Raw genomic sequence first — 17,463 nt, 5'->3', positions numbered from 1 at the left:
AGAAAAGTCAGGCGTTTCACGAGCTGCGATCGCTAAGCTGGGGTGTAGTAGTCTTATCCATCCAGCAGCGGAGCCGTCGCTCGACTGACGAGCAGAAAGGAAGGGTCTCATGGTTCTTGTTCGACAGGAAATCGGAGACGTTCTTCGTGACTTCCGTCTGCAGAAGGGGCATACGCTCCGGCAGGTGGCGAGTAAGGCAAGCGTCGCCCTTGGCTACCTGAGCGAGGTGGAGCGGGGCCAGAAGGAGGCATCGAGCGAGATTCTTGCGTCGGTTGCTGAGGCTCTCGAAACGCCGATCTCGGTCATCATGCGCGAGGTCGGAGATCGTCTTGCAGTGGTGGAGGGCATCGATCCGATCCCCGACACCATCCCAGACGCGCTTGTCGCGGAGCTCGACGCGGACCTGGTTTCGCGCTGAGTCACGGCGTCGTGAGAGACGTCCTCGCAGATTGCGGGGGCGTCTTTCTTGTGGAGGAGAATCGTGAAACTGAGTGAGTTCCGGTACGCCGTCTCTCAGGAGTTCGGTGAGGGCTATGGGCGCGTTCTCATGCGCGATCTCGTTCTTCCTCAGCTGGGTGGTCGGTCGGCAGAACACGCACTTGATGACGGTGTGCCGCCGAAGGATGTGTGGGCTGCCCTCTGCGACGCCGCGGAAGTGCCTGAGGGGCGTCGTCACGGGGTCGGCCTGCCGAGTCCTCGAAAGTGAATGTCGACACGCCGTAGGCGAGATATCGAACACAGCTTCGAACGGTGTTACTCTCTCCACAAGAGCACGTCGTGAACGGTTATCCACTTCTTGGAGTCGGTGCCGGCTGAATGTCGGTGGCAACTTCTAGAGTCGAAATCGACAGCGGCAGTCGCTCCAGCCTTGTCGGAGCACCGGAGTATTCCGGGGCGCGACAGCCTACAGGCGCACCGAACTCACATAGAAGGAGACGCACATCATGGCAGCACCAAAAGACCGCGAGAAGTCCCTGGAGACTGCTCTCGCGCAGATCGACCGTCAGTTCGGAAAGGGCTCCGTGATGCGTCTCGGCAGCGACGAGCGCGCACCGGTCGAGATCATTCCCACGGGCTCGGTGGCTCTGGACGTCGCGCTCGGTGTAGGCGGATTGCCTCGTGGCCGTATCGTGGAGATCTACGGCCCGGAGTCCAGCGGTAAGACGACGCTCACTCTTCACGCGATCGCCAATGCGCAGCGTGCGGGCGGCATTGCCGCATTCGTGGATGCCGAGCACGCTCTGGACCCTGAATATGCGAAGAAGCTCGGGGTCGACATCGACTCTCTGCTCGTCTCACAGCCGGACACGGGTGAGCAGGCGCTGGAGATCGCCGACATGCTGGTGCGTTCCGGTGCAATCGACCTCATCGTGATTGACTCCGTTGCGGCGCTTGTCCCTCGCGCAGAGATCGAGGGTGAGATGGGGGACTCTCACGTGGGTCTTCAAGCACGCCTCATGTCCCAGGCTCTCCGCAAGCTCACCGGTGGTCTCAACCAGACCGGAACGACGATGATCTTCATCAACCAGCTCCGCGAGAAGGTGGGAGTGTTCTTCGGCAGTCCGGAGACGACTGCGGGTGGTAAGGCGCTTAAGTTCTACGCCTCGGTTCGGCTCGACATCCGACGCATCGAGACGCTCAAAGACGGTGGGGATGCCGTTGGAAACCGTACGCGTGTCAAGGTCGTCAAGAACAAGATGGCGCCGCCGTTCAAGCAGGCGGAGTTCGACATCCTGTATGGAACCGGTATCTCTCGAGAAGGCAGTCTGATCGACTTTGGTGTCGAGCATCAGATCGTGAAGAAGTCCGGGGCGTGGTACACCTACGAGGGCGATCAGCTTGGGCAGGGCAAGGAGAATGCTCGCAACTTCCTCAGGAACAACCCGGATATCGCTGCTGACATCGAGTCGCGCATCAAGGTCAAGCTGGGCTTGGAGGCTGGGGAAGAGCCGGAAGGCGACGAACTGGCCGCACGCCGAGGAGCGTGACTGACGTCTGATGGTGTCGTTCAAGCCAACAGGTGATGACGAGGCCCCTCTCGCTCCGGTGACTGATATTCACAGTCGCCGGAGCGAGGGGCTAGCAGAAGTGCCGACGGCACACGAAGATGATGACTGCGTCGATACGCAGAAGCTTGAAGACCTCGTTGTTCGTGCCCTCGGACGCCGCAATCTGACCGAGCGCCAAGTGGTTTCGCTCGTAGAGGAGAAAGGCGGTGACTCCACGCAGGCGAGCGAGGTGCTTGAGCGTATGCGCGAGCTAGGATATGTCGACGACATTCGGGTCGCTGAGGAACTCGTCCACCGGCTGTCGGAGGCCAAGGGAAAGTCCCGAGCTGTCGTGGCGCGAGAGATGTCCTCACGTGGCATTCCGCGAGAGGTCATCGATGGAGCTCTGTCTGAGGTGTCGGACGAACATGAGCGCTCCGTGGCGATCGATCTCGCCCTTAAACGCGGAGCGCAGCTGTCGCATGTCGATGACGCAGCGTTCGACCGACGTCTCACAGGATATTTGGCGCGTCGAGGCTACAGTAGCGGAATCGTTCGGGAAGCGATTGCCGCTGCGCGTGCTGAGCGCTCACAGCGAGTTCGTTTTCAGTGAGACGGAAATTCTGCATTGCTCGTGACTCGAACGTAAACTGGTCTGCATCATGAGCACGCTGACCGAACGCCCGACAGAGATTCCGCTCTCGAAGGCCGCCTTCAAAGACGATGGCAGCCCTCGTACCTACAAGGTGCGGACCTTCGGATGCCAGATGAACGTCCACGATTCCGAACGCCTCAGCGGCTCGCTCGAGGCGGCCGGATATCGCGAAGCAGGTGAGAACGAGCCCGACATCGTCGTGATCAACACCTGCGCAGTCAGGGAGAACGCCGACAACAAGCTCTACGGCAATCTCGGCCACCTCGCTGGTGTGAAACGTCAGCATGAGGGCATGCAGATCGCGGTTGGCGGCTGTCTCGCTCAGAAAGACAAGAACACGATCCTGGAAAAGGCGCCATGGGTCGATGTCGTGTTCGGGACACACAACATGGGCTCGCTGCCGCGGCTTCTCGAACGCGCACGCCACAATGACGAAGCTCAGATCGAGATCCTCGACGCCTTGGAGACCTTCCCATCGACATTGCCGACGAAGCGGGACTCCGCGTATTCGGGTTGGGTGTCGATCTCAGTGGGATGCAACAACACATGCACGTTCTGCATCGTGCCGTCCTTGCGCGGCAAGGAGAAGGACCGCCGACCGGGTGAGATTCTCGCAGAGATCCAGACACTCGTTGACGATGGTGCCGTCGAGGTGACACTGCTGGGGCAGAACGTGAACTCGTACGGGGTTGAATTCGGAGATCGGCAGGCGTTCAGCAAGCTGCTGCGCGCCGCAGGACAGATCCCTGGCCTTGAGCGCATCCGCTTCACGAGTCCACATCCGGCAGCGTTCACCGATGACGTAATCGACGCGATGGCGGAGACGCCGACGGTGATGCCGCAGCTGCACATGCCGCTGCAGTCGGGGTCGGATCGTGTGTTGAAGGCGATGCGACGTTCGTATCGAAGCAAGAAATTCCTGGGCATTCTGGAGAAGGTGCGCGAACGCATTCCGCACGCAGCGATCTCCACGGACATCATCGTCGGGTTCCCCGGCGAGACCGAGGAAGACTTCCAAGAGACGCTCCGTGTCGTGGAGGAATCGCGGTTTGCATCAGCGTTCACCTTCCAGTACTCGATCAGGCCAGGAACACCCGCGGCCACGATGGAGAACCAGATTCCTAAGCACGTCGTGCAGGATCGCTACGATCGCCTTCTCGCGTTGCAGGAGCGGATCAGCCTTGAGGAGAACCACGCGCAGGTCGGCCGTGAGGTCGAGCTTCTCGTTGCAGTCGGAGAAGGCAAGAAGGATGCTGAGACGCATCGGCTGACCGGACGAGCGGAAGACTCGCGTCTCGTTCACTTCCAGGTTCCCGAGGGAAGCGAGACGCCACGTCCAGGCGATATGGTGACGGTCACTGTGACGAGCGCGGCACCGTTCCATCTCCTGGCCGATTCCGAGGATGGCACTCCACTGAAGATCCGCAGGACGCGCGCGGGTGACGCCTGGGAGCGCGGACAAGCCGAGAGCTGCGGAACACCGCTCCACGGCGGGGCCGCACCCGCGGGATCGGTCGCCCTCGGCATGCCCACCCTTCGGGCGAAGACACCGGGCGTCTCGACATCCCCGATCTACGACCCGGCGGACGGTGAGCGCTGAACGCCCCACCTCTGATCGTGATCGTCGGTCCAACGGGTACCGGCAAGTCAGATCTCTCACTCGCCCTGGCGGAGCGCTTCCACGCTGAGGGACGACCGGCCGAGATCATCAACTGCGATGCGATGCAGCTGTATCGCGGCATGGACATCGGCACTGCGAAGCTGGCTCCTTCTGAGCGCCGTGGCGTCACGCATCATCTGTTGGACGTTCTCGATGTCACCGAAGAGGCGTCTGTCGCAGATTTCCAGAGACATGCTCGTGCGATTGTCGATTCGTGTCGCGAATCCGGCATCGTCCCGATCATGGTGGGTGGCTCAGGACTGTACGCCTCCAGTGTGATCTATCCGTTCGAGTTCCCCGGCACATCCGCTGAGATCAGGGCTCGTCTCGAGAGCGAAGTGCGAGATCAGGGAATCGGCATGCTCGCCCAGCGTTTGGCCTCTCTGGACGCCGAGGTGGCCGCACGAGTGGGAACGACGAACGCGCGTCGGATCATTCGGGCGTTGGAGGTTGCGGAGCTGACGGGTGATCCTGCCTCCGGGATGCTTCCGGAAGATCCACCCTTCGTGTACCCCACGCGGCTGATCGGACTGACGATGCCACGTGAGGTCCTGCTGCCAAGGCTCGACGAGCGAGTCCATCGGATGTGGGAGAGAGGGCTTGTGCACGAGGTGGAGGCGTTGAGAGAGAAAGGAATCGAGAAGTCTGCGACGGCGAGCCGGGCGATCGGCTATGCCCAGGCGGGCGCGCAGCTCGACGGGCGGGTGAGTCAAGATGAGGCCATAGCTGAGACGCAGAGCCTCACTCGCCGATATTCGCGTCGCCAGGTGAGTTGGTTCAAACGGTACGTCGGAACAACATGGTTGGATGCCCGCTCGGACGATGTGGCGTCGCTCGCATTTGCGGCGGCCGCTGAGCCGCTTCCGGACCTCTAGACTTGGGCCCATGGCGTTCACCCTTCAGTTCACCAAAGGCCACGGCACCGGCAACGATTTCATTCTGTACACGGATCCCGCGGGAGAGCATCCCCTGACCGCTGAGCAGGTGAGGGCACTCTGCGATCGTCACACGGGAATCGGCGCGGACGGCGTGATCCGTGCGGTCAGGTCAGTCTCGATCGATGAAGGCGCCCGGTCGCTCGCTGAGGACAGCGATGCCGAGTGGTTCATGGACTACGTGAATGCCGATGGCTCTCCCGCTGAGATGTGCGGCAACGGCATCCGGGTGTACGCGCGCTATCTCATTGAAAACGGCCTTGCCGCACTCGCAGCAGGGGAGACTCTCACGATCGGAACCAGAGCTGGGGTACGAGATGTCCAGCGGACCTCGACCGGAGGTTTCCAGGTGGATCTCGGCCGTTGGACTCTCGATGACGGTGAGCCTTTGGTCCGGGTGAAAGAGCTCAAAGTAGCCAGACCAGGCCAGGGCATAAGCGTGGGGAATCCGCACATCGTGGTGGCATTGGCTGACGTGGACGAGCTCGCATTAGCAGATCTGACCTATGTTCCTCGCGTTGATCCAGAGCCTGAGGAAGGCGCGAACATTGAACTAGTGGTTCCGCGGGACCCGCTCGTGAAAGATGGAATAGGTCGGATCAGCATGAGAGTGCACGAGCGAGGGTCGGGTGAAACGCTCTCCTGCGGCACGGGAGTCGCCGCCTCGGCGCTGGCGACCAGACACTGGGCGGGTGCACAGGCACCGAACAACTGGCGAGTCGACGTTCCAGGGGGCACCCTCGGCGTGCGCATGTTCGCCGCCGAGGACGGCGAACACGTTGCTCTGTCGGGCCCCGCGGATCTTGTCTTCACCGGTGAGATCACGCTCGCCTGAAGCTCAGCCCACGACGTCGATAGCTTCAGTGCCGCCCGTATGGCGCCGGACGCGAAGTACACGGTAGCCCTTGCCTGTCGCAGTGCGTGCCACGCTGAAATCATCGGGCAGAGACTCCTGGAGCCAGCGCTGCAGACTGTCGGAGCCGAGCGTGCGTTTGACCACGAGGAATGCATCAGCGCCAGGCATGAGCCTCGGAAGCCATTCCAAGAGCATGCCGTGCAGCTCGTTCTTCCCGACGCGGATCGGGGGATTCGACCAGATCGCTGCGAACGTCACGTCACTCGGCACATCGCTCGGAAGGACAGCGCGCACATTGTGAGCTCCAACGACTTCCGCATTGCGACGCACGAGGTCGAGAGCACGTTCGTTAACATCGACTGCCCAGACACGCGCATCGGGCGAGAGAAGTCCGAGCGAGAGCGCAATCGGCCCCCAGCCGCTGCCGAGATCTAAGAAATCACCCGTCACTGGGGGAGGCGGTGTGTTCGCCAGAAGCACCTGGGTACCCTGATCGAGACGCTCCGGGCTGAAGACACCGTTCGCGGTTGTCAACTGGAAGGTGCGCCCGGCGAGAGGGACAGACAGCTCTCGGAGCTTGAGATCGCTTCCTGGAGTTCCAGAAAAATAATGGTCGCCGGTCATAACTAGGTACGTTATCGCAGGCATCCGACACTAGGCTTACCGGTAATGACGAAACCAGACGACAAGCGGGATGACGAGGATGCCATCAACCGCATTCTCGCCGCCGGCGATGCGCACGCCCACTCTGTTCTCGGTCGCGCTCAGGCGCTGCAGGACGAAGCCTTCGACGCGCATACGGACGGCGAACAGTTTGACCGAGAAGATCGGCGAGCACTCCAGCGTGTATCGGGACTCTCGACCGAACTCGACGACGTCACAGAGGTCGAGTACCGGCAGCTTCGGCTTGAGAACGTCGTTCTGATCGGCGTCTACCCTCAGGGCAGACTCGACGACGCTGAGAACTCGCTGCGCGAGCTTTCGGCATTGGCAGAGACGGCTGGAGCGGTTGTGCTGGACGGACTGCTGCAGCGGCGTCCGCATCCCGACCCCAGCACATATTTCGGCCGAGGCAAGGCCGAAGAGCTCAGGGATGTCGTGCGCGCGCTCAATGCGGACACTGTCGTCGCAGACACCGAGCTTGCCCCGAGTCAGCGCAGAGCGCTGGAGGACGTCGTCAAAGTGAAAGTGATCGACAGAACTGCAGTCATTCTCGACATCTTCAGTCAGCACGCGAAGAGTAGAGAAGGTAAGGCGCAGGTTGAACTCGCGCAGCTTGAATATCTACTTCCACGGCTCCGTGGCTGGGGCGAATCGATGAGTCGACAGGCCGGTGGCCAGGTTGGCGGAGCGGGCGCCGGGATGGGCTCTCGAGGGCCTGGCGAGACCAAGATTGAGCTTGATCGACGTCGCATCCACAGCAGGATGGCCCGGCTTCGCAAACAGATCAAAGCATTCGCCCCCGCGCGTCAGGCGAAGCGTGCGAATCGCCGACGCTTCACTGTCCCTTCCGTTGCAATCATTGGGTACACGAACGCGGGCAAGTCCAGTCTGCTCAATCGCATCACCAAGGCGGGTGTGCTCGTTGAGAACGCGCTGTTCGCGACTCTTGATTCGACGACGCGGCAGACGCAGACCGACGACGGTCGTGAGTACACGCTGTCGGACACCGTGGGCTTCGTCAGGAATCTCCCTCACCAGCTTGTCGAGGCGTTCCGCTCCACCCTTGAGGAAGTGGAGTACGCAGACCTTCTTGTGCACGTGGTCGACGCGGCACATCCAGATCCTGCGGCGCAGATCAGCACCGTTCACGATGTTGTCGGCGATCTCGGTGCTCGAGACACCCCAGAACTCATCGTTTTCAATAAAGCCGATCTGGTGGGTGAAGATGAGCGGCTCCTGCTCAGGGGGCTTGCGCCGAACGCCGTATTCACCTCAGCACGGAGCGGGGAGGGGATCCCGGAAGTGCTCGCCGCGATCGAGCGGATGCTTCCGCGACCGTCAGTCGACGTGCGGTTGCTCGTTCCCTACGATCGAGGTGACATCATCTCAATGCTGCATCGGCGCGGGATCGTATCGACGATCGATTACCGCGAGGACGGCACATACGTCGAGGCTTCGGTCTCCGAGGAGATCGCCGCCCAGGTAGAGAGCTTCATGCTGAACTGATCAGACAGCGCGGAGTACCGCGACAACCTTGCCGAGCACCTCGGACTCATCGCCGAGTATCGGTTCGAAGGCGGTGTTTCGTGGGAGAAGCCACGTGTGGCCGTCACGCTGGCGAAAGACCTTGACGGTCGCCTCTCCGTCGAGCATTGCGGCGACGATATCACCGTTCTCGGCGGTGTTCTGTTGACGGACGACAACCCAGTCCTGGTCGCAGATGGCCGCGTCGATCATCGACTCGCCCTGCACCTTGAGCATGAACAGGTCCCCCTTGCCGACGAGCTGGCGGGGGAGCGGGAACACTTCGTCAATCTGCTGCTCGGCTGTGATCGGCACTCCCGCGGCGATCTGACCCACAAGCGGCACCATAGCGGCATCTCCGACAGGGGTCACGGTCTCTGCATCTTCGGCGCTGGAAGGCAGATCGATCAGCACCTCCAGAGCGCGCGGACGATTCGGGTCGCGCCGCAGGTACCCGCTCAACTCCAGTTGGTTCAACTGGTGAGTCACGCTCGACAGCGATGCGAGGCCGACGGCGTCGCCGATCTCCCTCATGCTCGGTGGATAGCCGTTCTGCACGACGGAGCGCTGGATGAACTCGAGAATCGCTCTCTGCTTCTCGCTGAGATTCTTACGACGGCGAGTGCCCGCCTTTTTCTTCCCCGTCTGCGCCATCGTCCGCTCCTGTCAATGCTGTCGAGCCTGAATGTCGGTGGCTCGTGGTGATGTGGTCCCTGTGATCGAAACTGTATCCGCTTCGCCATGCCGAAACAAACATCCGTTCGAGTGTGTCGCGATATTCGGTCACATCAGATACGAAGACAGGGTTGACAGTTCGAAGATTCGAAGATAACTTCGGAACAGAACTTCGCTTCGGCCTTCACCGGCCTGAGGGCCGAAGCGAACCCACGTACCAAGGAGAAGACAGATGACTATTCAGGAGAACAGCGCGACTGTTCGTCTCCGCCTGACCGCGCGTGGGCGTGGCGTCGTCACGGCTCTTGCCACGATTCCTTTCGTGGCGGCCCTGGCGTTCGGAAGTTTCCATGCGTCGTCGGCATCGGCGAGCGATACGTCGGCGGACGCCACGTTCGAATACGTGACGATGTTGCACGGTGAATCACTCTGGCAGCTGGCTGAGCGGATCGCGCCCTCGGCCGATCCACGTGATGTGGTAGCGGAAATCATGCAGCTCAATCAGCTTGAGACCTCGTCGATCGGGGCCGGTGAGCGCTTGGCGATTCCGTCACAGTACGATCTTCCGGAAGAGTGACCCTTAGCATTGGACTGTGACTACTCTCGATGACCTGCCGCTCCGCGAAGAGCTTCGCGGCTCAAGTCCATACGGTGCTCCGCAGGCGGCTGTTCCCGTCGCGCTCAACGTCAATGAGAATACGCATGGTATTCCTGAGTCGGTCGCGCACGATATCGTAACCTCGGTCGCGGGCGCGGTTCTCGGGTTGAACCGGTACCCCGACAGGGAGTTTCGTGAACTGCGTCAGGCTTTCGCGAATTATCTCGGACACGGATTAAGCGCTGAGCAGATCTGGGCCGCGAACGGCTCAAATGAAGTGCTGCAACAGATTCTTCTCGCGTTCGGGGGTCCGGGGCGGTCGCTGATGAGTTTCACGCCGACGTACTCGATGTACCCGCTGCTCGCGGCGGGAACCATGACCCGCTGGGTGGCCGCTGAGCGGGATGAGAGATTCGAGCTCTCACCGGAGACGGTTCGAAGGGCGATCGAAGTCGAGCAGCCGGATGTTGTCTTCCTTTGCTCGCCGAACAACCCGACCGGGACTCGTCTCGGGCTCGACACGATTCGGGCCGCGTATGACGCTGCGCCCGGAATGCTGGTGGTTGACGAGGCTTACGCGGAATTCTCCGATCCTGGAACGCCTAGCGCGCTCGAACTCCTGCCCGGCCGTGAGCGGCTGATCGTGTCCCGCACGATGAGTAAGGCGTTTGCATTCGCGGGAGCTCGCGTCGGATATCTTGCGGCCGATTCCGCGGTGACAGACGCGCTTCGGCTGGTTCGTCTTCCGTATCACCTCTCCGCGCTTACTCAGGCGGCGGCTCTCGCCGCCTTGAGGCACTCCGACGAGATGCTCGCAGTGGTTGACGATATTCGTCAGCAGCGCGGGCGCATCGCAGACGGGCTTGAGTCTCTCGGGTACACGACATACGCGTCGGGCAGTAACTTCGTCCTCTTTGGGGGAGTGCCCGACACGAAGGTCCTGTTCGAGGGGCTGTTGGAACGGGGCATCCTCATCCGTGACGTCGGCATTGAAGCGCACATGCGTGTCAGCGCTGGCAGCGAGACGGAGACGACAGCCTTCCTCGAGGCGATGAGCGCACTAACATCGTGAGTATGACTTCATCACGTGTCGCACGCGTACAGCGCGAGACAAGCGAATCTTCGATCGATCTGTCGATTGATCTCGATGGCACCGGGGCGAGCGAGATTTCGACCACAGTGCCCTTCTTCGACCACATGCTGACAGCATTTGCGAAGCACTCGCTGGCTGATCTCACGGTGAAAGCGACCGGTGACATCGACATCGATGTGCACCACACTGTGGAAGATGTGGGCATCGCCCTCGGGCGTGCCATCCGAGAAGCGTTGGGAGACAAGGCCGGTATTGCGCGCTACGGTGATGCGCTCGCTCCTCTTGACGAGGCGCTTGTCCAGGCGGTCGTGGACCTCTCTGGGCGGCCGTTCCTCGTTCACGCTGGCGAGCCTGATGGCTTCGAGTACCATCTCATCGGCGGGCATTTCACGGGTTCGATGGTGAGGCACGTGTTCGAGGCGATCGCTTTCAACGCGGCGATGACAGTGCACGTCGACGTCGTCCGAGGCAGGGACCCCCACCACATTGCCGAAGCAGAGTTCAAAGCGTTCGCCCGCGCCTTCCGTTTGGCTAAGGCGAATGACCCGCTTGTGAGCGGGATTCCGTCCACGAAGGGTGCCCTGTGAGCGGACCCAGCGTTGTCGTATTCGACTACGGCTCGGGCAACGTGCACTCCGCAGTCAAAGCGCTTGAGGCGGCTGGGGCTCACGCGGAGCTGACCGGGAATATCAATGCGGCTCGGGAAGCAGATGGGCTCCTGGTGCCCGGGGTCGGTGCATTCGGTGCTGTCGTCGATCAGCTGCGAGCTTCTCGGGCTGACGAAGTGATCGATCAGCGTTTGGCCGGTGGTCGTCCCGTTCTGGGAATCTGCGTTGGAATGCAGGTGCTCTTCGAACGTGGCATCGAACGGGGTCGATCGGCAGAAGGGCTCGCGCAGTGGCCGGGAACAGTGCGAGAACTCAATGCCCCGCTGCTACCCCACATGGGGTGGAGCACAGTCGACGCCCCAGAGGACTCGAAGCTGTTCTCCGGTCTTCACAGCGAGCGTTTTTATTTCGTGCACTCTAATGCAGCTGCCGATTGGGCTGTGGACACGTCAGGGCCGTTTTCTCCTCCGATTGTGACCTGGTCTCACCACGGGGAGCGCTTTATCGCCGCGGTGGAGAATGGGCCCCTGTGGGCGACCCAGTTTCACCCAGAGAAATCAGGCGACGCAGGCATACGTCTGCTCGCGAATTGGGTGGATACCCTCTCCGCTCACTAACATAGGGGACTCGTGCCGAGGTGGCACGGCTGAGACACCACGAAGGACTGGAATGCGCGAGTTCAATCAGGCTCCCGGGCTGGAGCTGCTGCCCGCGGTCGATGTTGCTGACGGCAAGGCGGTGCGACTCACTCAGGGAGAGGCCGGAAGTGAGACAAGTTACGGCGACCCTGTTGATGCAGCTGCCAACTGGGTTTCACAGGGTGCAGAATGGATCCACCTCGTGGACCTGGATGCCGCTTTCGGCCGAGGAAACAACGCGGGGGTGATCCGGCGGGTCATCAAGAGCGTGCGTGGCGTTAAGATCGAACTGTCCGGGGGGATCCGCGATGATGAGTCGCTTGAGGCGGCTCTCGACAGCGGCGCAAAACGCATCAACCTCGGCACTGCGGCGTTGGAGAATCCTGAATGGGCAGCAAACGTCATCGGCCAGTACGGCGAGGCAATAGCTGTCGGTCTTGACGTTCGAGGAACCACTCTCGCCGCTCGCGGGTGGACGCGAGACGGGGGAGATCTGTGGCAGGTTCTCGCCAGGCTTGAGGAAGCCGGTTGCGCGCGCTATGTCGTGACAGATGTCACGAAGGACGGCACGCTCAAGGGGCCGAACATCGAGCTCCTCAAGCAGGTGCTCGATCACACTGAGCGCCCTGTGGTTGCTTCGGGTGGAGTCTCGAGTCTCGATGACATTGCAGCGCTCCGCGACCTCGTTCCGCTCGGTCTCGAGGGCGCGATCGTCGGCAAAGCCCTGTACGCCGGTGCCTTCACTCTGGCTGAGGCGATTGATGTCGCATCCGACTAACTCTGCAGACTCAGCAGGGCAGCCATGGGCGGGGCGCAGCTTCAAACCGAATCAGCGGACGGCAGATGATGGCTCAGCGCCGCCTGCGCTTATGCACGCCCTCGACTCGTTTCGAGCGGGGACGGACGATGGACGCCTGGTGGTCGACGAGTTCCGCAGCGCTCGTCTGTTGATTCCTCTGATCGCTCACGCAGGCGATGTCGGAGTCGCAGACGACGGACGGGTCGTTGATAAGACTCAAGAGCTGTCGATCATCACGGTAAGTGGTCCCGACGGACGAGACGTCATGCCGGTGTTCTCTTCGGTAGCGACGATGCGTTCGTGGAACCCGACGGCGCGGCCGGTTCCTGCTGAAGGGATTCGCGTTGCACTCGCAGCTGCTGAGGAGAAGACGGATCTTGTGGTGCTCGACCCGACGTCTCCGACTGAGTTTGTTGTGCGACGCCCCGCCCTCTGGGCGATCGCTCAAGAGAAACCGTGGGTTCCGAGCTTCGCGGACCAGAGCGTGATCGACGCCGTGGAAGCTTCTGTGCGCGACGAGCCTGCAGTTGCGGGCGTCGGTGTGGAGCCTGGAGACCCGGCGAGTCGACTTGCCGGACCTGAGTGCGTGGTGCGTCTTGAGCTGCGTCCAGGACTGACTCGTGAACAGCTGAACGAGCTTCTTCAGCGACTCAGTGCGCGTTGGGGTGGAGACGCCACGATCGCGGAACGTGTCGATTCGATCACTGCGCGCGTCGTGGCATCTCGCGACCTCTAGTTGTACTGACCGGGGACATTGATCAACCGCGTGAAGGGCGGCTGGTTGGCGCAGGCCGTGTGGGGTCGGTGATGGTTGTAGTGATGCAGCCATGACTCGAGAGCGTCGCGTCGTTCTGCCTCTGAGCAGTAGCAGCGGGCGTAAGCCCACCCGTCGGCCATTGTGCGGTGGAAGCGCTCGACCTTCCCGTTCGTCTGCGGGCGATATGGGTGCGTGTACCTCGGACGGATCGACAGCGCCTCGCAGGTACCGCGCCACAGATTCGACCGGTACGCACCGCCGTTGTCGGACAGTACTCGCTCGATCGTGACCCCACGCTCGGCGAACCAGTTGACAGCTCGTTGCAGGACGCCAACGGCAGTGACAGCAGTCTCGTCGTCGTGGATCTCGGTGTACGCGACGCGGGAGTGGTCGTCGATCACGGTGTGGACGTAGGCGTAGCCCAGCTTGGGTCCGCCGTGCTGATTGCGTGGCTTGTCCGGCGTGGCGACGCGGTTGCGGTCGCCTTGGCGTCGGCCGACGTAGCGCCAGCCACCGCCGTCGGGGATGTTCCCCAGCTTCTTCAGGGACTGCTGAAGGTTTGGTTGACTCGTTTCCTTATGCCGCCAGTGTGACGGACGTCTTCATTATGCTCTCGAACTCGATGGGTGTCATCTTGCCCAGTCGGCGTTGTCGGCGTCTGCGGTGGTAGGTGCCCTCGATCCAGGCGACGATCGCCATTCGCAGGTGCTGCCGGGTGGCCCATTTCTGGGTATCGAGGATGTTCTTCTGCAGCAGGGCGAAGAACGATTCCATCGCTGCGTTGTCACCGGCCGCGGCGACTCGCCCCATGGATCCTTTGAGCTTGTGACGGGTGAGGGCGCGCCGGAATTTGCGGGATCGGAATTGAGATCCGCGATCCGAGTGAACCACAACACCGACGGGGTTCCCGCGGTGGGCGACAGCCATGTTCAGCGCGTTCACCGCAAGTCTGGCTTTCATGCGTTTATCGATCGAGTAGCCCACGATCCGGTTCGAGAACACGTCCTTGATCGCGCACAGATACAGCTTCCCCTCCGCCGTCTTATGCTCGGTGATATCCGTCAGCCAGAGCCTGTCCGGCTTCTCGGCGGTGAAGCGGCGTTCCACGAGATCGTCATGCACCGCAGGCCCTGGTTTGGAGTACTTGCGTTTCCGGGTCGTGAACACGCTTCTGATGCTGTTCTGCGAGCACACCCGCCACACACGCCGCTCCGACGCGGCGAACCCGTCAGCGGTCAGCTCGTCAGCGATGAACCGGTAACCGAAGCACAGGTCGTCCTCGTGCACGTCGAACGCGGCGTTGACCAGGTGGGCGTCGTCCCAGTCGCGCTGCGACACGGGCTCGGCGAGCCACTGGTAGTACGCCTGCTTGCTGAAGCCGAGGACCCCGCACGCCACCGCGACCGGCACCCGCAAAGGGGTGCCGGCCGCGGCAAGGTCGCGGACGAGCGGGAACATCATTTTTTCGGCATCGACCCGAGCTTCAGATTCGCCTGAGACAGATACGCCGCCGCGCGCCGCAGCACCTCGTTCTCCATCTCCAGCTCCTGGATCCGCTTCATCGCCTGCAGCATCTCCCGGCGGTCCTCCGGATCCGCCGACGGGGTGAACCCTCGGTCCTCGAGCTCAGCGTTCTTCACCCACACCTGCAACGCAGATTTCGAAACGCCCAGGTCACGAGCGACCTGCTTCTGCGTCATCCCCTGCGTAAGCACCAACGAGACAGCGTCCCGCTTGAACTCATCCGTGTACTTCGTCGGCATGACAGCCATCCTCCCAGCGCAACCTCAAAGATCACGCGGTCCAGGAGTCAACCAAACCTTCAGCAGTCCCTCACGTCCACGTGCACCAGCGACCCGGGGTGCGCGTGCTCGTAACGACGGATCGGTTCGCCGGTCGCCCGGTCGACGTGCGACAGCCGATTCAATCGAGCAGTGGTGAGGATGCGGTGGACGGTGGAGGGCGCGATCCCGAGCCTCGCTGATAGTTGAACTGGCCCTTCCCGCAACCTGATCCGCAGGTTGACGCACCGCTTCGTGACGGGCTTGCTCGTCTTGTTCGGCGAGCTCTTCGGGCGCGAGGACCGGTCGTGCATGGGCTCGCCGGCGCGGTAGCGGTCGACCCAGCGTTTCACGGTCGGCCACGAGACCTGGAATCGGGCGGCGGCCTCACTGATCGGCCAGCCCTCCTCGACGACGAGTTGGGCAACCTTCAGACGGTGACGCGGTGTGAGGGCAGCGTTGGGATGGGACATAGCATCTTTCGGTACGGGACGGCGCCGCGGCATCCGCCGCTGTCAGGCCGGATGCTGCACGTGGATGCGTAGGGCGTTCGCGGCGAACTGCGCGGCTTCTGGGCTGCCGAAGGTTTGGTGGAAGTCGGGGTTGGTTTCGTAGAGGTCGGCCATGCCTTGCACCATTGCGGCGGATCGTTCGGCATCGCCGGCGTGGGTGGGTGTCCCGGGGATGTCAGCGAACCAGGCCACGTGGTCGGCAGCGTGCGCTTGAGCAACTGGTGAGCCGGGTGTGTGGCCGGCTTCGTGGATTTCTGCCCACCGCGTGAGCAGGGCCTGGGCGTTGGCCTGCCAGTCGCGTTGCTGTTCCACGGACTTGGCATGCCACCACCGGTTCGACGCGTCGAAGGCCTCGCGTCCCCACCGTCGTACGACCTCGGCCTCGTAGCGGTCGTTGAAGCCTTCGAGCATCACATCCATGCGCGGTTTGCGGCCCTCGCGGCGCATCTGCAGGGTGTGCTTGACCGCGCTGATGCGCCGGTCCAGGGCCTCGCGGTCCTCGGCGAGCTGTGTCAGGTGGGCCTCGAGCGCTTCGACCTCGGCGGTCGGCGTCTCGGGGGCGTCGAGCACTGCGGCGATGTCGGCCAGTGGCATACCCGTGTCGCGGAGCAGAAGGATGCGTTGCAGGCGAGCGACCGCGTCGGGACCGTAGTAGCGGTAGCCGTTGGACCCGACGCGATCGGGTTCAAGCAGCCCGATGCGGTGATAGTGGCGCAGCGTGCGGCCGCTGATGCCTGCGCGTTCAGCGAGCTCGTGCACCGTCCATTCCATCACCGGGCTCCTGTCGATCGACGTGCTGCTCAGTGTGCCGCGTCTGTGGTCAGGCCCAGCCGTGGCAGCGCAATGCGCAGGATATCGGACGCGGGAGTGCGGACGTTTTGGGCGGCCGTGGCGCCCGTGGCGTCGAGGTATTCGCGGACAAGCCGAGCACCGGCTGCATAACCGGCCCCGGTCGGCAAGCCGACAGGCTCGGCACCGAACAGTTGTGCGCTCGAGTCGCCCAGCACCCAGGCGGCGAAGTCTGCCATTCCTGCGACGCCCAGGCCGCTGGCAACCTTCGCCAGGACCTGGTCGTCGGAGCGGGTTTCATCGCGCACGAAGTGGGTGTAGCCGGCGGCGTCATACAACTCGGACGCGAAAACGTCGGCGAGCCCTTCGGACACAACGTGCTCGCCAACCATCACCGTCTGTGGGTCCCACACGATCCCGCCGGGTGAATAGCGCACGTTGTGGTGCAGTTCGTGGACCGCGATCGCCTCGAGGCGATCGAGAACGCGCGAGGTGGGCCAGACGGTGATGGCGATGTAGCCGCTGATGCCGCCGAACCCTGACATCCCTTGCACCTCGTCGACGAAGTGCTGGCTGGTCGGATCTCCCAGGACGAGCAGCACGTTCAGGTCGGGGATGGTCACACCCGGATCGGCAGACGTCAACGCTGCGACCCCGTCCTCGAGGGCCTTCTCGATGCGGGTCCACGCATCGGCCGCGACAAGGGATTCCAGACCTTCGCGGACCTGCTCGATCGCGGAGTCCGGACGGAAGCCGAAGTTCTGCTGGTGCACGGTGGCCATGTCCACGCCGCCGGGGATGAAGTGGTACATCCCGGCCATCGGAGCCCACATGTCACGGATGAGGTCGGCGCGATCCTTCGCGTCCGCCGTCAGGACTCGGTTCATGCCCGAGGCACTGTCAATCATTGAAATGGTCATGACAAGCGACCG

At 62.4% G+C, this 17,463-nt stretch carries 18 protein-coding genes and 3 pseudogenes; 14 read left to right on the top strand and 7 right to left on the bottom strand.

The annotated features are described in order from the left end of the window. Positions 1–109: 109 nt before the first annotated feature. From ACSAGD_RS08010 to dapF, 7 genes are all read left to right on the top strand, one after another. Positions 110–418, top strand: coding sequence for a helix-turn-helix domain-containing protein (locus ACSAGD_RS08010; RefSeq protein WP_437582190.1), 309 nt, complete (start codon positions 110–112; stop codon positions 416–418). Between the two features lie 63 nt (positions 419–481). Continuing rightward, entirely contained in the window at positions 482–706 is a 225-nt protein-coding gene (locus ACSAGD_RS08005) for a DUF3046 domain-containing protein (protein WP_437582189.1), read from the top strand. A 238-nt stretch (positions 707–944) separates the two neighbouring features. Then, entirely contained in the window at positions 945–1,988 is a 1,044-nt protein-coding gene (gene recA, locus ACSAGD_RS08000) for a recombinase RecA (protein ID WP_437582188.1), read from the top strand. 100 nt (positions 1,989–2,088) lie between these two features. After that, a complete protein-coding gene (locus ACSAGD_RS07995) occupies positions 2,089–2,601 on the top strand; it encodes a regulatory protein RecX (RefSeq protein ID WP_437582187.1) in 513 nt (170 codons plus the stop codon). A gap of 49 nt (positions 2,602–2,650) precedes the next feature. Beyond that, complete coding sequence (miaB, locus tag ACSAGD_RS07990) at positions 2,651–4,243, top strand: tRNA (N6-isopentenyl adenosine(37)-C2)-methylthiotransferase MiaB (RefSeq protein ID WP_437582186.1); 1,593 nt, start codon at positions 2,651–2,653, stop codon at positions 4,241–4,243. A 17-nt stretch (positions 4,244–4,260) separates the two neighbouring features. Next, complete coding sequence (miaA, locus tag ACSAGD_RS07985; RefSeq protein WP_437582185.1) at positions 4,261–5,178, top strand: tRNA (adenosine(37)-N6)-dimethylallyltransferase MiaA; 918 nt, start codon at positions 4,261–4,263, stop codon at positions 5,176–5,178. A gap of 10 nt (positions 5,179–5,188) precedes the next feature. Then, positions 5,189–6,073, top strand: a complete 885-nt coding sequence (gene dapF / locus ACSAGD_RS07980) for a diaminopimelate epimerase (RefSeq protein WP_437582184.1) — start codon at positions 5,189–5,191, stop codon at positions 6,071–6,073. Between the two features lie 3 nt (positions 6,074–6,076). Here dapF and ACSAGD_RS07975 read toward each other — a convergent pair whose 3' ends face one another. Then, positions 6,077–6,718 (bottom strand): class I SAM-dependent methyltransferase, encoded by a 642-nt coding sequence (locus tag ACSAGD_RS07975; RefSeq protein ID WP_437582183.1) that lies wholly within the window; start codon positions 6,716–6,718, stop codon positions 6,077–6,079. Between the two features lie 45 nt (positions 6,719–6,763). Here ACSAGD_RS07975 and hflX point away from each other — a divergent pair, with 45 nt between their 5' ends. Then, the gene (gene hflX, locus ACSAGD_RS07970; RefSeq protein WP_437582182.1) at positions 6,764–8,263 is read left to right on the top strand and encodes a GTPase HflX; all 1,500 of its coding nucleotides are present in this window, start codon (positions 6,764–6,766) and stop codon (positions 8,261–8,263) included. Here the strand turns inward: hflX and lexA are convergent, their stop codons facing one another. Further along, positions 8,264–8,935, bottom strand: a complete 672-nt coding sequence (lexA, locus tag ACSAGD_RS07965) for a transcriptional repressor LexA (RefSeq protein ID WP_437582181.1) — start codon at positions 8,933–8,935, stop codon at positions 8,264–8,266. Between the two features lie 253 nt (positions 8,936–9,188). Between lexA and ACSAGD_RS07960 the strand changes: the two genes are divergently transcribed. From ACSAGD_RS07960 to ACSAGD_RS07935, 6 genes are read left to right on the top strand one after another with little or no spacing between them, the layout of a single operon-like run. Continuing rightward, positions 9,189–9,533, top strand: a complete 345-nt coding sequence (locus ACSAGD_RS07960) for a hypothetical protein (RefSeq protein ID WP_437582180.1) — start codon at positions 9,189–9,191, stop codon at positions 9,531–9,533. Between the two features lie 16 nt (positions 9,534–9,549). Then, complete coding sequence (locus ACSAGD_RS07955) at positions 9,550–10,626, top strand: histidinol-phosphate transaminase (RefSeq protein ID WP_437582179.1); 1,077 nt, start codon at positions 9,550–9,552, stop codon at positions 10,624–10,626. Positions 10,627–10,628: 2 nt separating this feature from the next. After that, entirely contained in the window at positions 10,629–11,234 is a 606-nt protein-coding gene (hisB, locus tag ACSAGD_RS07950; RefSeq protein ID WP_437582178.1) for an imidazoleglycerol-phosphate dehydratase HisB, read from the top strand. Beyond that, positions 11,231–11,872 (top strand): imidazole glycerol phosphate synthase subunit HisH, encoded by a 642-nt coding sequence (hisH, locus tag ACSAGD_RS07945; RefSeq protein WP_437582177.1) that lies wholly within the window; start codon positions 11,231–11,233, stop codon positions 11,870–11,872. The genes hisB and hisH overlap by 4 nt, the downstream gene beginning before the upstream one ends. Positions 11,873–11,924: 52 nt before the next feature. Further along, entirely contained in the window at positions 11,925–12,671 is a 747-nt protein-coding gene (gene priA, locus ACSAGD_RS07940; protein WP_437582176.1) for a bifunctional 1-(5-phosphoribosyl)-5-((5-phosphoribosylamino)methylideneamino)imidazole-4-carboxamide isomerase/phosphoribosylanthranilate isomerase PriA, read from the top strand. Beyond that, entirely contained in the window at positions 12,655–13,428 is a 774-nt protein-coding gene (locus ACSAGD_RS07935) for an SseB family protein (RefSeq protein ID WP_437582175.1), read from the top strand. Before priA ends, ACSAGD_RS07935 begins: the two co-directional genes overlap by 17 nt. Here ACSAGD_RS07935 and ACSAGD_RS07930 read toward each other — a convergent pair. The 5 genes and pseudogenes from ACSAGD_RS07930 to ACSAGD_RS07910 all read right to left on the bottom strand — a co-directional run. Then, positions 13,425–13,994: pseudogene (locus ACSAGD_RS07930) on the bottom strand (integrase core domain-containing protein); the annotation flags it as partial. The gene ACSAGD_RS07935 and the pseudogene ACSAGD_RS07930 sit on opposite strands and share 4 nt — an antisense overlap. Before the next feature lie 31 nt (positions 13,995–14,025). After that, a pseudogene (locus tag ACSAGD_RS07925) lies at positions 14,026–15,212 on the bottom strand (IS3 family transposase). A gap of 68 nt (positions 15,213–15,280) precedes the next feature. Continuing rightward, a pseudogene (locus ACSAGD_RS07920) lies at positions 15,281–15,703 on the bottom strand (helix-turn-helix domain-containing protein); the annotation flags it as partial. 42 nt (positions 15,704–15,745) lie between these two features. Next, positions 15,746–16,513, bottom strand: a complete 768-nt coding sequence (locus tag ACSAGD_RS07915) for a MerR family transcriptional regulator (protein WP_437582174.1) — start codon at positions 16,511–16,513, stop codon at positions 15,746–15,748. Between the two features lie 29 nt (positions 16,514–16,542). Then, a complete protein-coding gene (locus tag ACSAGD_RS07910; protein WP_437582173.1) occupies positions 16,543–17,451 on the bottom strand; it encodes a DUF2268 domain-containing protein in 909 nt (302 codons plus the stop codon). Positions 17,452–17,463: the final 12 nt, after the last annotated feature.

Source organism: Paramicrobacterium salitolerans, from assembly GCF_051513965.1.
Taxonomy (GTDB): domain Bacteria; phylum Actinomycetota; class Actinomycetes; order Actinomycetales; family Microbacteriaceae; genus Paramicrobacterium.
The sequence above is the reverse complement of the archived record's forward strand: the minus strand, read 5'-3'. Positions and strand labels throughout refer to the sequence as shown.

Excerpts from the sequence above, each read along its gene's own strand:
- ACSAGD_RS08010 (WP_437582190.1), top strand. The coding sequence starts at position 110 with ATGGTTCTTGTTCGACAGGAAATCGGAGACGTTCTTCGTGACTTCCGT.
- recA (WP_437582188.1), top strand. The coding sequence starts at position 945 with ATGGCAGCACCAAAAGACCGCGAGAAGTCCCTGGAGACTGCTCTCGCG.
- miaB (WP_437582186.1), top strand. The coding sequence starts at position 2,651 with ATGAGCACGCTGACCGAACGCCCGACAGAGATTCCGCTCTCGAAGGCC.
- dapF (WP_437582184.1), top strand. The coding sequence starts at position 5,189 with ATGGCGTTCACCCTTCAGTTCACCAAAGGCCACGGCACCGGCAACGAT.
- ACSAGD_RS07975 (WP_437582183.1), bottom strand. The coding sequence starts at position 6,718 with ATGACCGGCGACCATTATTTTTCTGGAACTCCAGGAAGCGATCTCAAG.
- hflX (WP_437582182.1), top strand. The coding sequence starts at position 6,764 with ATGACGAAACCAGACGACAAGCGGGATGACGAGGATGCCATCAACCGC.
- lexA (WP_437582181.1), bottom strand. The coding sequence starts at position 8,935 with ATGGCGCAGACGGGGAAGAAAAAGGCGGGCACTCGCCGTCGTAAGAAT.
- ACSAGD_RS07960 (WP_437582180.1), top strand. The coding sequence starts at position 9,189 with ATGACTATTCAGGAGAACAGCGCGACTGTTCGTCTCCGCCTGACCGCG.
- hisB (WP_437582178.1), top strand. The coding sequence starts at position 10,629 with ATGACTTCATCACGTGTCGCACGCGTACAGCGCGAGACAAGCGAATCT.
- priA (WP_437582176.1), top strand. The coding sequence starts at position 11,925 with ATGCGCGAGTTCAATCAGGCTCCCGGGCTGGAGCTGCTGCCCGCGGTC.
- ACSAGD_RS07935 (WP_437582175.1), top strand. The coding sequence starts at position 12,655 with ATGTCGCATCCGACTAACTCTGCAGACTCAGCAGGGCAGCCATGGGCG.
- ACSAGD_RS07915 (WP_437582174.1), bottom strand. The coding sequence starts at position 16,513 with ATGGAATGGACGGTGCACGAGCTCGCTGAACGCGCAGGCATCAGCGGC.
- ACSAGD_RS07910 (WP_437582173.1), bottom strand. The coding sequence starts at position 17,451 with ATGACCATTTCAATGATTGACAGTGCCTCGGGCATGAACCGAGTCCTG.